We start from the raw sequence: 15,041 nt of genomic DNA on the forward strand, positions 1-15,041 counted from the left end.
CGTATTGATTCAGGACACCCGCCCCAGGGCGCGTTTCACCGGGCCAAAACTGCGCCGATGGTGTTCGGTTGCGCCATGTTCAGCCAGCCTTTCCAGATGGAAAGGTGTGGGATACCCCTTATGCTGGGCGAAACCATACTGAGGGTAAGTGAGGTCCAGCGCGGCCATTTCGGCATCGCGCGTCACTTTGGCAATAATAGAAGCTGCGCTAATTTCTGCGACCCGGCTATCGCCTTTGACGACCGCCATCGATGGCATGGGCAATGCCGGACAGCGGTTGCCGTCAATCAGGACATATTCCGGGCAAATTTTCAAACCCGCGACCGCACGCTGCATCGCCAGCATGGTGGCATGCAGAATATTCAGCTCGTCTATTTCATGCGGTTCAGCGCGTCCCAGGCTCCAGGCCAGCGCCTTCTCCTGAATCTCACCAAACAGTGCCAGCCGGCGCTTTTCAGACAATTTTTTTGAGTCGTTCAGCCCGACGATCGGCCGAGCCGGATCGAGGATCACCGCAGCGGTCACCACTGCCCCCACTAACGGACCACGACCCACTTCGTCCACGCCCGCCACAAGGTGGGTGTGAGGATAAACAAATTCCATCATTTTGCTAGCTCCAGCACCGCATCAGCCGCTTGCTCATCAGCATTACAGCGGATCAGTTGATGCAGTTCGCGGAAGGTATCGTGCATCTGATGGCTGGTCTTACCGTTTGCCAGCAGCGGCAACAGTGCATCCGCGAGCGCCTGCGGCTGGCACTCATCCTGCAACAGCTCTTTCACCAGCTCGCGACCGGCAAGCAGGTTTGGCAGGGAGACATAATCCGTTTTCACCAGACGTTTTGCCAGCCAGAAGGTGAACGGCTTCATGCGGTAACCGACCACCATCGGGCATTTCGCCAGCATACACTCCAGCGCCGCCGTGCCGGAGGCCAGCAGCGCGGCATCGCTCGCATACATCGCTTCCCGCCCTTTCCCATCCAGCAGACGGACGTGAAGATCCGGGGCGACTTCCGCTTTGATGCGCTCAAACTGCTCGCGGCGTTTGGCGTTCACCAGCGGCACGACCACTTCAAGGTCGGGATAGGTCTGGCGAAGAATTTGCGCTGTTTTGAGGAAATCGGCGCTCAGCATTTCAACTTCAGCACTGCGGCTGCCGGGCAGCAGCGCCAGACAGTGCACATCATGAGGGATGCCCAGCACGTCGCGCGCCGCGTTTTTATCCGGATCCAGCGGCATAGCATCCGCCATGGTATGACCGATAAAACGGCACGGAACATTAAATCTGTCGTAAAACGCTTTTTCGAAAGGCAGAAAAGCCAGCACCAGGTGGGTGGACCGTCCTATTTTGAAAACGCGTTTCTGTCGCCACGCCCAAACGGACGGACTGACGTAATGAATGGTTTTTATGCCCTGCTTTTTCAGATTCCCTTCGAGGGTAATGTTGAAATCAGGCGCATCGATACCGACAAACACATCGGGTTTGAGTTCGGTAAAACGGCGGGTGAGATCGGCACGAATGTGCAGCAAACGGCGGAGCCGTCCCAGCACCTCAACGATGCCCATCACGGCCAGCTCTTCCATCTCATACCAGGCTTCACAGCCTTCGGCCTGCATCAGCGGGCCAGCAACGCCAACAAAACGAGCATTGGGTACACGCGCCTTGAGCGCACGGATGAGACCTGCACCAAGAATATCGCCGGAGGTTTCTCCGGCGACCAGGGCTATCGTAAGTGGGCGACTGTCGACCATTAACGAATCAGACCCCTGGTAGAACGGTCAAAGAACTCCATGAACGCGTTCACTTCAGGGTGTTTGTTCGCCAGTTCGGCAATTTCCGGCTTCGCCTCTTCCAGCGTTTTCCCGCTACGGTACAGCAGTTTGTACGCGTTGCGGATGGCTGTAATCGCTTCACGACTAAAGCCACGGCGCTTGAGGCCTTCGATGTTCACGCCAAATGGCGTGGCATGGTTACCCTGCGCAATAACGTAAGGTGGAACGTCTTGCGCTACACCTGAGCAGCCGCCGACCATCACGTGTGCACCAATGATGCAGAACTGATGAACTGCGGTCATGCCGCCGATAATTGCGAAATCATCTACCGATACGTGTCCCGCCAGCGTTGCGTTGTTGGCGAGGATACAGCGGTCACCTACGGTACAGTCGTGCGCAATATGCGCATTAACCATAAACAGGTTGTCGCTGCCTACCTTCGTCAACCCACCGCCCTGTACTGTTCCACGATGAATGGTGACGCTTTCACGAATACGGTTACGATCGCCAATTTCCAGACGGGTGGCTTCACCAGCATATTTCAGATCCTGGTTAACTTCACCGATGGAAGCGAACTGATAAATCTCGTTATTGCAGCCAATGGTCGTGTGACCATTCACGACAACGTGAGATTTCAGTACTGTACCCTCACCAATTTCGACATGGGGTCCAACAATACAAAACGGGCCAACGTGGACGTTAGCACCAATGATGGCACCGGTTTCCACAATGGCAGTAGGATGAATAAAGGCAGATTTATCAATCACGTATCAGGACTCCCGGCTACGAGCACACATCATCGTCGCTTCGCAAACAACTTTGCCGTCAACCAGAGCTACGCCTTTGAAGCGAGTCAGGCCGCGACGCGTTTTTTCAAAAGTGACTTCCATGATCATCTGATCACCAGGCACGACTGGGCGCTTAAAGCGCGCCTCATCGATACCTGCGAAGTAATAGAGTTCACCCGGCTCCAGTTTACCTACACTTTTAAACGCCAGAATACCGGTTGCCTGTGCCATTGCTTCCAGGATCAACACACCCGGGAAGATCGGCTTACCAGGGAAGTGTCCCTGGAAGAAAGGCTCGTTAACGGAGACATTTTTCACTGCGCGCAGAAAACGACCTTCTTCAAAATCCAGCACACGGTCTACCAGCAAAAACGGGTAGCGGTGCGGCAGAAGTTCTAAAATCTCTTCAATATGCAGAGTATGAGTGTCAGTAGTCAAAATACTCTTCCTGTCAAATGTACTAAGTAGCAATAATAACACGGCCTGCCGGTTTATAAAAAAGCCGACAGGCCGGGAAAATTAGCGTTAAACGGATGAACGCTTAGTCTTGTTGATCGATTTTGCGCTCAATCGCTTTGAGACGCTTGCTCATATCATCAATATTCATCACCAGAGCAGCTGTTTTACGCCAGACCTTGTTCGGTTGCAGCGGAATGCCTGAGGAATAGACGCCAGGCTCAGTGATAGGACGCATAACCATGCCCATACCTGTCACCGTCACTTTGTCGCATATTTCCATATGGCCGTTGATCACGCTGGCACCGCCAATCATGCAGTAACGGCCAATTTTGAGGCTGCCTGCCATGATCACGCCGCCCGCAACTGCGGTATTGTCGCCAATCACAACGTTATGTGCAATCTGGCACTGGTTATCAATGATAACACCATTGCCAATAATGGTGTCGTCAAGCGCACCGCGGTCAATAGTGGTACAGGCACCGATCTCAACACGATCGCCGATAATCACGCGACCCAACTGTGGGATCTTAACCCAGTTACCCCGATCGTTGGCGTAACCGAAACCGTCAGAACCAATCACCGTGCTGGATTGAATGAGGCAATTTTCGCCAATCTCAACCTCGTGGTAGACAGATACATTGGCCCACAAGCGGGACCCTGCACCAATCTTCGTATTTTTACCAACAAAGCAGCCCGGGCCAATCACCACGTTATCACCCAGCACAACGCCGGACTCAATCACGGCATTCGCGCCAACTGCAACGTTGTTACCCAGCTGGGCCGTCGGATCGATTGAGGCGCTAGCCGCAATGTTCTGCGCCGGCTGCGGCGTGGTATCAAGAATTTGGGCCATGCGTGCATACGTCAGGTAGGGATTTTTCACTACCAGAGCAGCGCCTGTGGCAAACGGAAGATCGTCCTGCGTCAGAACAACGGCAGACGCCTGGCATTGAGCCAGGTGTTCACGGTACTTAGGACTTACCATGAAAGTGATGTTGCCAGCTTTAGCAGATTGCATGGACGCAACAGCGGTGATGACGATATCGCCATCACCGTGTAATTCTGCATCCAACTGCTGAGCTAAATCAGCCAGTCGAATTGAAGGCATTACTTATTTAACCTGTTTCAGAACATCAGCGGTGATGTCTTTAACATCGCTGCTGTTGAAAGCAACGGCATTCGCATCAACAACCAGATCGATGCTCTGATCGGCAGCAACAGCTTTAACTGCAGACTGAATGCGAGTCACCAGTTTACCGCGCTCTTCGTTAGAACGACGCTGACGATCCTGCTCGAAAGCCTGCGCTTTCTGGGAGAAGGTCTGGCGCTGAGCCATTACGTCTTTTTCCAGCTTGCTGCGATCGCTTGCTTTCATGGTAGAACCATCGCGCTGCAGACGCTGCATTTTAGTCTGGAGGTCACCTTCCATACGTTGCAGTTCGCTAGCACGGCCTTTGAATTCGTTCTCCAGCGTTGCAGAAACGCCCGTTTTCTGTGCAACTTGCTGGAACAAATTACCCATGTTGACGATTGCGATTTTGTCCGCTGCCTGAGCAGAAGTTGCCATCGCTAAACCGAGACCTGCAGCTAATAACCACTTTTTCACAATTAACTCCTTACCATCCCATTGGCACCAGAAGGTACCGTTCTTTGCGTGGCAAGGCGATCGTGTTACCGATCGCCAGTTGTCAGCGCTACACTGCCAACGCATTCCTTTGCAGCGAATTATTACCAGGTTTTACCAATGTTAAACTGGAATTGCTCCGCTTTGTCTCCATCGTATTTCTTAAACGGCTGGGCGTAAGAGAAGACCAACGGCCCCAGCGGTGACATCCATTGTAATGCGATACCTGCGGACATGCGAATGTTGCCCGGATCGCTGTAGTCTGGAACACCTGCCTCACGCATCTGGGCGGTATTTTCCCAGTTGGTATCCCACACCGTACCCGCATCCATAAAGAAGGAGGTACGGACAGAGTTCGCGTACTTGTCGCTGATAAACGGCGTAGGCGTGATGAACTCAAGGCTCGCCACGGCCATAGCGTTACCGCCGACCGCATCATCAGAGCTACACACTTGTTTTGGATCACGGCTTGCGCAGTTATCTTCGTCATTACCGCCGTAGTAGACTGCTTTCGGACCAATGTTGTTGGACTGGAAGCCACGAACGGTGCTGGAGCCGCCCGCATAGAAGTTCTCATAGAACGGCAACTCTTTACTGCCAATCCCGTCACCGTAACCCCAACGAGTACGACCCAGGACAACCCACTTGTGGTCATCATCAATTGGGAAGTAAGACGCCGTATCCAGGGTCAACTTGTAGAACTCGTTATCAGAGCCAGGAATGGTCACTTTACCGTTCAGGTTGACGCGAGAACCTTCCGTCGGGAAGTAGCCACGGTCAAGGCGGTTATAGGTCCAGCCGTAGTTGAAGGTGAAGTCATCCGCCGCGAAACCGTTGTCATCGCTGGACGTACTTGCCGACTGGCCAATGGAATCCAGATAACGCCACATCGCCACCTGCGGCTGCATGTTGGACAGGTCGTTATGCACATAACCTAAGCCCGCACGCAGGGTGTTGTATTCGTTCACCGGGAAGCCGAGCGTACCGTCTACACCGTAACTCTTGTTGGTATAGGAGGACAGATCTGCGTCGTCTGCTTTAAAGTCGTTATAGAAGATACGACCACCCAGGCTCACACCGTCAACGGTGAAGTATGGGTTTGTGACAGAAAACTCAGAGTAGGTCTGGTAGTCGTTTTTGGTACCGTTGATACCAACAGAGTATCCCGTACCCAGCCAGTTATCCTGCTGAACACCGACCTGGAAGCTCACACCGCTTTCAGTACCGTAGCCCACACCGAAGTTGAAGCTACCGGTGTTACGCTCTTTCACTTTATAGACGACATCAACCTGATCCGGACTGCCCGGTACGCGCTGGGTATCAGTATCAACCGTCTCGAAGTAACCCAGACGATTCAGACGCTCTTTACCCTGATCAACCAGGTCGCTACCCAACCACGCCCCTTCCATCTGGCGCATTTCGCGGCGCAGAACGGAATCTTTAGAAGTGTCGTTACCTTCGAAGCGGATCTTACGCACGTAGAAACGGTTACCCGCATCAACGTTCACGTGCAGCTTAACGGTTTTCTCCGTGTCGTTGATTTCCGGCTGAGTTTGTACGCGCGGATAGGCATAACCATAACGGCCGAGCAGCTTTTTAATGCTGTCTTCCATTTTGGTCACTTTAGAACCGCTATACAGATCGCCTGGCTGAATTTTGGTCAGCGACTCAATCTCAGCAGAATGCCCCGCCAGGTTTCCACTGACTTCAACGCCAGAAAGCTTGTACTGATCGCCTTCTGTGATGTTAACCGTAATGTAGATCCCTTTCTTGTCCGGAGTCAGACTGACCTGAGTTGAATCAATGTTGAAACGGGCATAACCGCGATCCAGATAATAGCTGCGCAGGGTTTCAAGGTCGCCTGCCAGTTTCTGTTTCTGGTATTTACGATCGCCCACCACGTTCCACCACGGCACTTCGTCACGCAGCTGGAACGTTGAGATCAGTTCGTCGGTGCTGAACGCGTGGTTACCCACGATGTTGATCTGCTGGATCTTCGCAGAAACACCTTCCTGGAAGACCAGTTTCAGGTCAACACGGTTACGCGGCAGCGGCGTCACTACCGCTTTTACGCTGGCGCTGTATTTACCGACGCTGTAATAGAAGTCTTCCAGACCTTTTTCAATGTCTGCAAGGGTTGTGCGGTCCAGGGACTCCCCCACACGAACACCGGATGCTTCAAGGTTTTGCTTGAGCATGTCATCTTTCACCGACTTGTTGCCGGAGAAAGTGATACTGGCGATCGTTGGACGTTCTTTTACCTGAACCAGCAGCGTATCACCATCGCGCAGGACGCGGACGTCCTCAAAGTTGCCAGTGGCAAACAGAGCGCGGATGGTGTTACTGATATCATCATCATTAACCGTATCGCCGGGGCGCACAGGCATACTGAGGAGGGCCGCACCAACGGCGACACGCTGAAGGCCTTCGAAATGAATATCTTTCACTACGAACCCGTCAGCACCGTATACGGTGGCGCTGCTAAACAGCAGCGACGCTATGAGCAACTTTTTCATCGCCATCGTTATTATGCGTTCTTCCTAACTAACTCTCTTACAACCGAGAGAAATCATTGAAAAGTGCAAGCCCCATTAACAGCACCAGCAAAATCGAGCCAATGCGATAACTAAAGTCTTGAACTCGCTCGGATACCGGTCCGCCTTTTAGCTTTTCGATCGCTAAAAACAGCAGATGGCCCCCGTCTAATACGGGAAGCGGGAACAGGTTGATTATCCCGAGGTTCACGCTAATGAGCGCGAGAAACATGAGATAGTAAATCACCCCGAACTCCGCTGACATCCCAGCCCCCTGAGCAATCGAAATAGGCCCACTGAGGTTGTTCAGTTTCACATCACCGGTTATCAATTTCCCCAACATGTTTACCGTTAGCTTCATCAGTTGCCATGTTTTATCCGTGGCTTCAAGGATGGCGCTGAACGGCCCATACTGGCGTATTGTCTTGTACTCATCTGGCAGTGGGATCACTTTCGGCACAACGCCTGCAAACCCTTCTGCCTTTCCGCTGCTCGATTTGGTATCCGGAATCAGCGTCAGTGAGAGCGGGCTCCCCTGTCTTTCCACTTCCAGCGCGAGCGATGTACCCGGATTATCGCGTACCAGAGTAACAAAGGTCATCCATTGTGTTAATGGTTGACCATCGACTTTAACGATCCTGTCGCCCGCTTGCAAACCCGCTTTACTCGCTGCGGAGTTAGCCTGTACTTCGGCTAATACCGGTTCGATTTGCGCGCTGCGCGGCCGAATCCCCAGAGCGGAAACGGGATCTTCTTTGTCGGGTTCGAAACTCCAGTGGCGTAAATCCAGCACTTTTTCCTGCCGCTGGTCAGATCCAAAAGGCGACACGCTAACAGTCGTCTTCTCATCACCAATTTTCGCAACCAGCTGCAATCGCACGGCATCCCAATCAGGGGTTTCGATGCCATCAATCGCTTTAAGTTCCATCCCAGGTGTAATTTGCCCACTCGCTGCAATAGAGCCAGGGGCAATTTCACCGACAACCGGACGCACGCCAGGAACACCGATGATAAACACCAGCCAGTAAGCGAAGATAGCAAAGATGAAATTGGCTACCGGACCGGCAGCAATGATGGCAGCACGTTGCCCAACGGTTTTGTTGTTAAACGCGCTGTGCCTCAGTTCTGGCGCAACAGGCTCGACGCGCTCGTCGAGCATTTTGACGTAGCCGCCTAGCGGAATAAGGGCGATGACAAACTCGGTGCCATGGCGATCGGTACGCTTCCAGAGCGATTTACCAAACCCGATGGAGAATCTCTCCACCCGCACGCCACAGCGTCGAGCAACCCAGAAATGGCCAAATTCATGCACGGTAATCAGCACACCCAGTGCAACAATGAAAGCCGCCAGATTCCAGAGAATGCTCAGCATAAAACCTTCCGTTAAATCGTCCCGAATACCAGTAAAAGCAAGCAAGCAAACACTGGAACAGCCGCCGTCAGGCTGTCAATACGATCCAGTATCCCGCCATGGCCTGGAATCAAGTGACCGCTGTCTTTAATCCCTGCTTCACGCTTGAACATACTTTCGGTGAGATCACCCAACACCGAGGCCAGCGCAGCGAAAATTGAGCACACCAGCAATGTTGACGGTGCAACCTCCAGATTCGCCCAGAGGCCATAACCCCAGGAGATGATCGCCGCCGTAAACAGGCCACCAATGAATCCTTGCCAGGTTTTACCCGGGGAAACCTTCGGCGCCAGTTTATGTTTGCCGAACAGTTTACCAAACATATAGGCTCCAGAGTCAGCCCCCCAGACGAGAATCATCACATAAAGCAGCCAGAGGGCACCGCTATAGTGGTTTTCGTCATAGTGCCAGGCGCGCAGCGCGACCATACCCCAGAAAAATGGAACAATTGTGAGCAGACCAAAAATAAGGCGCAACACTTTAGAATTTCGCCACAGCGCCGCAGATCCTGGATAAAAAAGCACCAACACAAGCGCAGCAACCCACCATGCCAGCGATATCCATAAGGAGCCGGCAACCAGCGGTTGGTGAATATCGTGATGATATTCAGGCAACGTGAACAGCATAAGGGCCAGAATAAAGCCACAAAGCACCGCCAGCCATACCCGCTGTGTGCGCGAGGTAAAGCCGCTAAACTGTCCCCATTCCCAGGCGGCAAGCATGCACACCACCAGCGTGACAATCGCGAATCCCACTGGGGGCAGTAAAAACAGCGCCGCAATGACAATGGGTATTAATACAAAAGCGGAAATCAGGCGATACTTCAGCAAAAGCTACCCCCATCAGGCTTTGTCGCCACCAGGCTCGGTGCCGCCGAAACGACGCTCTCGATTGGCAAAGGCATGCAGCGCACCTTCAAAGTCTTGTTCATCAAAATCGGGCCAAAGAACATCGGTAAAGTAAAGTTCGGCGTAGGCGATTTGCCAAAGCAAAAAGTTACTTATGCGGTGTTCCCCCCCTGTCCTTATTACCAAATCCACAGGCGCCAGTTCATTCATGCAGATTTGCCGACTGAGCGCCTCTTCATCAATTTGGTCGGGTCTCAACAGCCCTTCCTGAACCTGTTCGGCCAGATGCCGAACGCCCTGAATAATATCCCAGCGTCCGCCGTAATTCGCCGCGATATTGAGCGTCAGGCCGGTATTGTTTTCCGTCAGCGCTTCTGCTTTGCGAATCCGTTCCTGCAAACGTGAGTTAAAACGACTGGTTTCGCCAATAATACGCAGGCGGACGTTGTGGCGGTGCAGGCTTTTTACTTCGCTGTCGAGCGCCCACACAAACAGTTCCATCAACGCAGTCACTTCCTGCGGTGGTCGATTCCAGTTCTCACTGCTAAAAGCATAGAGCGTTAACGCATCAATGCCGTTATTGGCGGCAAAAGAAACGGCACGGCGAACGGATTTCGCCCCCGCTTTATGCCCAAAGGCTCGTATCTTCCCTTGTCTTTTCGCCCAGCGGCCGTTGCCATCCATGATGATTGCTACATGGCGACAGCCATGCGCTGGCACGTTTTCGCTCATTGGTTGATTCGCAGACAACATAACGCGTTTTTAGTCCCTGAAAAGGATTTAACGGTACACAGGAATACTGAAGCCTATACATAAAAAAGCCGTGTCAAACCACGGCTTACCTGACCACATAAAGTCAAATACCTGCGATCAGGTGGCGCAGACTATATCACTGAAGCACAACGCTAACAAATAGCACGACGACTAGTGGCTGCTTTATCACCAGCCTGCGAGACGTGTCACCTGTTTACGCGCAACAATGCGAGCCTCTGCATCAACCGCCAGCACCTCTTCCACGCTTTGTGGTTCGCGCAAATCCATCAATTCAAGCACTGAAAGATTCATTGCTGCGATATCGGTAAAGCGGATCTGCTGATTCAGAAACGCCTCAACGGTCACTTCATTCGCTGCATTCAGTGCCGTCGTCGCCGCCTGCCCCTGGTCAAAGGCCGTCATCGCAAGCTTCAGACACGCGTAACGGTCGTAATCAGGCTCGCTAAAGGTCAGTGAACTCAGCTTGCAGAAATCGAGCGGTTTTGCCCCAGATGTCACGCGATTTGGCCACGCCATCGCATGAGCAATAGGCGTACGCATATCCGGTTCGCCCAACTGAGCAAGCACGCTGCCATCCTGATAGCGCACCATAGAGTGAATCACCGATTGCGGGTGGATCAGCACTTCCATCTGTTTCGCTGACGCATTAAACAGCCAGCGCGCTTCAATGTATTCCAGACCTTTATTCATCATGGTGGCTGAATCAACGGAGATCTTACGACCCATCGACCAGTTCGGATGACGGCACGCCTGATCCGGCGTCATTGCGCTCAGCTCAGACAGTGGCGTTTCACGGAACGGGCCACCAGACCCGGTGAGCAGAATCGACACGACGCCATTCTGCTCCAGGTCAGCGTACCCCAGGTTCTGTTGAAAAGGTTGCGGCAAACTCTGAAAAATGGCGTTGTGTTCGCTATCAACCGGTAAAAGACGCGCGCCGCGCTGCTTGACCGCCTCCATAAACAGGCGTCCGCAGGTCACCAGCGACTCTTTATTCGCCAGAAGGACATCTTTACCGGCATCAATAGCGGCAAGCGTCGGCAGAAGCCCAGCCGCCCCAACGATCGCGGCCATCACCTGATCGACCTCATCCAACGCCGCCATATCACAGGCTGCCTGCTGCCCGCTCAACACCTCGGTGCGGCTGCCCTGCTCCTGCAGCAACGTCTTAACCTGACGTGCGCTCTCTTCATCATCCATCACCGCAAAGCGGGGCGTAAACTCCAGGCACTGTTCGACCATGCGCTGCACGTTCTTTCCGGCCACGAGGGCGGTCACGGTATAGCTGTCAGGATTGTGGCGAACCACGTCGAGAGTGCTGCAACCGATAGAGCCGGTTGAGCCAAGGAGAGTCAGATGCTTCATGAGATGCCCGAAAAGTGAGAACAGATAAAAGCAAAACGCCGCCAGCAAGACATGAGGTCTTTCTGAACGGCGTTTATCAGTTTACAGAAGAAATCAGAACTGCATCAGTTCCGCTTCTTTTTCTGCCAGCGCCGCGTCAATTTTCTTGATCGCTGCGTCGGTCATCTTCTGCACGTCGTCCTGTGAACGGCGGTCGTCATCTTCGCTGATCTCTTTTTCTTTCAGCAGCGCTTTCACTTTGTCGTTCGCATCGCGGCGCACGTTACGTACGGAAACGCGGCCCTGCTCTGCTTCGCCACGCACGACTTTGATCAGGTCTTTACGACGCTCTTCCGTCAGCGGAGGCAGCGGGACGCGGATGTCAGCACCCGCAGAGCTTGGGTTCAGCCCCAGGTCAGACGCCATGATCGCTTTCTCAACGGCCGGGCTCATGGAGCGATCGAATACGTTGATTTTCAGCGTACGGGTATCTTCTACGGTAACGCTCGCCAGCTGACGCAGTGGAGTTGGCGTACCGTAGTATTCTACGATGATGCCATCCAGCAGGCTTGGAGAAGCACGGCCAGTACGGATTTTGCTGATTTGGTTTTTGAACGCTTCTACGCATTTATCCATGCGTACTTCAGCATCTTTTCTGATGTCGTTAATCACGTTACGGATCCTTGAAAACTTGTCTCAGGCAGACTAACCGCCAGCACAGCGCTACAGGTGTGCTAAGTATAGTCGCGTTTAATTCATGACAACGCCAAAGGCGCGTCAGGGTAAGATACCACTACAAAGTAAAGCGGAATCTTACCTGTATTTATCGCCGACGGAAATTATTCCGTGATCAAAGTGCCTTCTTTTTCGCCCATTACAACGCGGCGCAGTGCGCCCGGCTTGTTCATGTTGAAGACACGGATCGGCAGTTTGTGGTCACGAGCCAGCGTGAAGGCGGCAAGATCCATTACTTTCAGCTCTTTATCCAGCACTTCGCTGTAGCTTAGCTGATCGTACATGGTCGCAGACGGATCTTTTGCCGGATCGGCAGTAAACACGCCATCCACTTTGGTTGCTTTCAGCACCACATCGGCTTCGATTTCGATACCGCGCAGGCAGGCAGCGGAATCGGTGGTAAAGAAGGGGTTACCCGTACCGGCAGAGAGGATCACCACGCGGTTGTTGCGCAGCAGGCTGATGGCTTCTGCCCAGCTGTAGTTATCGCACACGCCGTTCAGGGGAATAGCGGACATCAGGCGGGCGTTCACATAGGCGCGATGGAGCGCATCACGCATCGCCAGGCCATTCATCACGGTTGCCAGCATACCCATGTGGTCGCCCACAACGCGGTTCATCCCCGCTTTCGCCAGACCAGCACCACGGAAAAGGTTGCCACCGCCAATAACTACGCCAACCTGAATACCCAGTTCGACCAGTTCTTTGATTTCCTGTGCCATGCGGTCAAGGATGCTTGCGTCAATACCGAAGCCTTCCGTTCCCTGCAGCGCTTCGCCACTCAGCTTAAGCAGAATGCGTTTGTACACGGGTTTTGCATTGGTAGCCATGTTTCTTTCCTGAGACTGTCAACGATTAAGATGGGGTTAATTCTGGCGACATGTTATGCCGCAAACCAGCGCAGGGATACAGTAACCTGTCTGATTTTGTATGACGGGTGACAAAAAGAAGCCGCCCTCAGGCGGCTCCTTTTCAATCATTAAGACTGCTTGGACATTGCAGCAACTTCTGCTGCGAAGTCAGTCTCAACTTTCTCGATGCCTTCGCCCACTTCGAAGCGGATGAAGCCAGTTACGTCAGCGTTGTGCTCTTTCAGCAGCTGAGCAACAGACTTGCTTGGATCCATAACGAAAGGCTGGCCAGTCAGAGAAACTTCGCCGGTGAATTTCTTCATGCGGCCTTCAACCATTTTCTCTGCGATTTCTTTCGGCTTACCAGACTGCATCGCGATGTCCAGCTGAACCTGGTACTCTTTCTCTACCACTTCAGCAGACACGTCTTCTGGCTTAACGAATTCTGGCTTGCTTGCAGCGATGTGCATTGCCAGCTGTTTAACCAGCTCTTCGTCTGCGCCTTTAGCCGCAACCAGAACACCGATACGTGCGCCGTGCTGGTAAGAACCCAGTACTTCGCCTTCCAGGGAAGATACGCGACGGATGTTGATGTTCTCACCGATTTTAGCAACCAGCGCAACACGCTCTTCTTCGAACTGTGCTTTCAGAACTTCAACGTCAGTGATTTTGCCCGCTACAGCTGCGTCCAGTACTTTGTTCGCAAATGCCTGGAAACCGCCATCTTTAGCAACGAAGTCAGTCTGGCAGTTAACTTCCAGAATGATACCGTAGGTGCCGTCGATTTTAGTGATGATCACGCCGTCAGCAGCAACGTTGCCTGCTTTCTTAGCTGCTTTGATCGCACCGGATTTACGCATGTTTTCGATTGCCAGCTCGATGTCGCCGTTCGCTTCAGTCAGCGCTTTTTTGCAATCCATCATGCCTGCGCCAGTACGCTCGCGCAGCTCTTTTACCAGGGATGCGGTAATTTCAGCCATTCTTAAATCCTCGGGAGATGTGAACTGCCCGGCCGGAGGCCAAACAGTGTAAATTGAAAAAAGGGGCCGGTAATGGGCCCCTATTCATACACGGTACTAATAAGGGGTAAAACCTTATTATTCAGCTTCTACGAAGCTTTCTTCCGCCTGAGAAGCCAGATCCTGGGAACGGCCTTCACGAACGGTAGCAGCTACAGCGCTCAGGTACAGGCTAACAGCACGGATTGCGTCGTCGTTACCCGGGATAACGAAGTCAACACCGTCCGGATCGGAGTTGGTATCAACGATAGCGAATACCGGGATACCCAGGTTGTTAGCTTCTTTGATTGCGATGTGCTCGTGGTCTGCATCGATTACGAACAGCGCGTCTGGCAGGCCGCCCATATCTTTGATACCGCCCAGGCTGTTTTCCAGCTTGTCCAGTTCACGAGTGCGCATCAGCGCTTCTTTCTTAGTCAGCTTGTCGAAAGTACCGTCCTGAGACTGGGTTTCCAGATCTTTCAGGCGTTTGATGGACTGACGAACAGTTTTCCAGTTGGTCAGCATGCCGCCCAACCAGCGATGGTTCACGAAGAACTGGTCGCAGCTGTTAGCAGCATCTTTCACAGCTTCGCTTGCAGCGCGCTTAGTACCAACGAACAGAATCTTACCTTTACGGGAAGAGATCTTGTTCAGCTCAGCCAGGGCTTCGTTGAACATTGGTACAGTTTTCTCAAGGTTGATGATGTGAACTTTGTTACGTGCGCCGAAGATGAAAGGCTTCATTTTCGGGTTCCAGTAACGGGTCTGGTGACCAAAGTGAACACCAGCCTTGAGCATGTCGCGCATGGAAACAGTTGCCATGTTTAAAACCTCTATAGTAAAAGTTGGGGTTATGCCTCCACGTATCCCATATTACCGACCCCAAAGGGCACCCCGGAA

General features: G+C 52.8%; 15 protein-coding genes. All 15 read right to left on the reverse strand.

Annotated features, from left to right (window positions below; all coding sequences use genetic code 11):
* Positions 1 to 9: 9 nt before the first annotated feature.
* The 15 genes from rnhB to rpsB all read right to left on the reverse strand — a co-directional run bounded on the left by rnhB (position 10) and on the right by rpsB (position 14,963).
* Complete coding sequence (gene rnhB / locus KK102_RS15760; RefSeq protein WP_126545045.1) at positions 10 to 606, reverse strand: ribonuclease HII; 597 nt, start codon at positions 604 to 606, stop codon at positions 10 to 12.
* On the reverse strand, positions 603 to 1,751 hold the full coding sequence (gene lpxB, locus KK102_RS15765; protein WP_216357982.1) for a lipid-A-disaccharide synthase: 1,149 nt from the start codon (positions 1,749 to 1,751) through the stop codon (positions 603 to 605). The genes rnhB and lpxB overlap by 4 nt, the downstream gene beginning before the upstream one ends.
* Positions 1,751 to 2,539, reverse strand: a complete 789-nt coding sequence (lpxA, locus tag KK102_RS15770) for an acyl-ACP--UDP-N-acetylglucosamine O-acyltransferase (protein ID WP_010426704.1) — start codon at positions 2,537 to 2,539, stop codon at positions 1,751 to 1,753. The genes lpxB and lpxA overlap by 1 nt, the downstream gene beginning before the upstream one ends.
* Before the next feature lie 3 nt (positions 2,540 to 2,542).
* On the reverse strand, positions 2,543 to 2,998 hold the full coding sequence (gene fabZ / locus KK102_RS15775) for a 3-hydroxyacyl-ACP dehydratase FabZ (protein WP_010426706.1): 456 nt from the start codon (positions 2,996 to 2,998) through the stop codon (positions 2,543 to 2,545).
* A 103-nt stretch (positions 2,999 to 3,101) separates the two neighbouring features.
* A complete protein-coding gene (gene lpxD, locus KK102_RS15780; RefSeq protein WP_126545048.1) occupies positions 3,102 to 4,127 on the reverse strand; it encodes a UDP-3-O-(3-hydroxymyristoyl)glucosamine N-acyltransferase in 1,026 nt (341 codons plus the stop codon).
* A gap of 3 nt (positions 4,128 to 4,130) precedes the next feature.
* Positions 4,131 to 4,625 (reverse strand): molecular chaperone Skp, encoded by a 495-nt coding sequence (gene skp, locus KK102_RS15785; RefSeq protein ID WP_010426710.1) that lies wholly within the window; start codon positions 4,623 to 4,625, stop codon positions 4,131 to 4,133.
* Between the two features lie 122 nt (positions 4,626 to 4,747).
* On the reverse strand, positions 4,748 to 7,165 hold the full coding sequence (bamA, locus tag KK102_RS15790) for an outer membrane protein assembly factor BamA (RefSeq protein WP_216357983.1): 2,418 nt from the start codon (positions 7,163 to 7,165) through the stop codon (positions 4,748 to 4,750).
* A gap of 31 nt (positions 7,166 to 7,196) precedes the next feature.
* Positions 7,197 to 8,549 (reverse strand): sigma E protease regulator RseP, encoded by a 1,353-nt coding sequence (gene rseP / locus KK102_RS15795; RefSeq protein WP_126545050.1) that lies wholly within the window; start codon positions 8,547 to 8,549, stop codon positions 7,197 to 7,199.
* Positions 8,550 to 8,560: 11 nt separating this feature from the next.
* On the reverse strand, positions 8,561 to 9,418 hold the full coding sequence (gene cdsA / locus KK102_RS15800; protein WP_010426717.1) for a phosphatidate cytidylyltransferase: 858 nt from the start codon (positions 9,416 to 9,418) through the stop codon (positions 8,561 to 8,563).
* A gap of 12 nt (positions 9,419 to 9,430) precedes the next feature.
* Positions 9,431 to 10,189, reverse strand: a complete 759-nt coding sequence (gene ispU, locus KK102_RS15805; protein ID WP_126545051.1) for a (2E,6E)-farnesyl-diphosphate-specific ditrans,polycis-undecaprenyl-diphosphate synthase — start codon at positions 10,187 to 10,189, stop codon at positions 9,431 to 9,433.
* Between the two features lie 186 nt (positions 10,190 to 10,375).
* The gene (gene ispC / locus KK102_RS15810; RefSeq protein ID WP_216357984.1) at positions 10,376 to 11,575 is read right to left on the reverse strand and encodes a 1-deoxy-D-xylulose-5-phosphate reductoisomerase; all 1,200 of its coding nucleotides are present in this window, start codon (positions 11,573 to 11,575) and stop codon (positions 10,376 to 10,378) included.
* 93 nt (positions 11,576 to 11,668) lie between these two features.
* Positions 11,669 to 12,226 carry a ribosome recycling factor gene (gene frr / locus KK102_RS15815; RefSeq protein ID WP_126545053.1) on the reverse strand — a complete coding sequence of 186 codons (558 nt, stop codon included), beginning with the start codon at positions 12,224 to 12,226 and terminating at the stop codon, positions 11,669 to 11,671.
* A 167-nt stretch (positions 12,227 to 12,393) separates the two neighbouring features.
* Positions 12,394 to 13,119: a UMP kinase gene (gene pyrH, locus KK102_RS15820; protein ID WP_006173609.1), complete on the reverse strand. Its 726-nt coding sequence runs from the start codon at positions 13,117 to 13,119 to the stop codon at positions 12,394 to 12,396.
* A gap of 149 nt (positions 13,120 to 13,268) precedes the next feature.
* Entirely contained in the window at positions 13,269 to 14,120 is an 852-nt protein-coding gene (gene tsf, locus KK102_RS15825; protein ID WP_028015579.1) for a translation elongation factor Ts, read from the reverse strand.
* Positions 14,121 to 14,237: 117 nt separating this feature from the next.
* Positions 14,238 to 14,963: a 30S ribosomal protein S2 gene (rpsB, locus tag KK102_RS15830; protein WP_003856207.1), complete on the reverse strand. Its 726-nt coding sequence runs from the start codon at positions 14,961 to 14,963 to the stop codon at positions 14,238 to 14,240.
* Between the last annotated feature and the right edge of the window lie 78 nt (positions 14,964 to 15,041).

Origin of the sequence: Enterobacter quasimori, assembly GCF_018597345.1 — a bacterium.
Classification (GTDB): Bacteria; Pseudomonadota; Gammaproteobacteria; order Enterobacterales; family Enterobacteriaceae; genus Enterobacter; species Enterobacter mori.

Coding starts and splice junctions, on each gene's coding strand:
- rnhB (WP_126545045.1), bottom strand. CDS start 606: ATGATGGAATTTGTTTATCCTCACACCCACCTTGTGGCGGGCGTGGAC.
- lpxB (WP_216357982.1), bottom strand. CDS start 1,751: ATGGTCGACAGTCGCCCACTTACGATAGCCCTGGTCGCCGGAGAAACC.
- lpxD (WP_126545048.1), bottom strand. CDS start 4,127: ATGCCTTCAATTCGACTGGCTGATTTAGCTCAGCAGTTGGATGCAGAA.
- bamA (WP_216357983.1), bottom strand. CDS start 7,165: ATGGCGATGAAAAAGTTGCTCATAGCGTCGCTGCTGTTTAGCAGCGCC.
- rseP (WP_126545050.1), bottom strand. CDS start 8,549: ATGCTGAGCATTCTCTGGAATCTGGCGGCTTTCATTGTTGCACTGGGT.
- ispU (WP_126545051.1), bottom strand. CDS start 10,189: ATGTTGTCTGCGAATCAACCAATGAGCGAAAACGTGCCAGCGCATGGC.
- ispC (WP_216357984.1), bottom strand. CDS start 11,575: ATGAAGCATCTGACTCTCCTTGGCTCAACCGGCTCTATCGGTTGCAGC.
- pyrH (WP_006173609.1), bottom strand. CDS start 13,119: ATGGCTACCAATGCAAAACCCGTGTACAAACGCATTCTGCTTAAGCTG.
- tsf (WP_028015579.1), bottom strand. CDS start 14,120: ATGGCTGAAATTACCGCATCCCTGGTAAAAGAGCTGCGCGAGCGTACT.
- rpsB (WP_003856207.1), bottom strand. CDS start 14,963: ATGGCAACTGTTTCCATGCGCGACATGCTCAAGGCTGGTGTTCACTTT.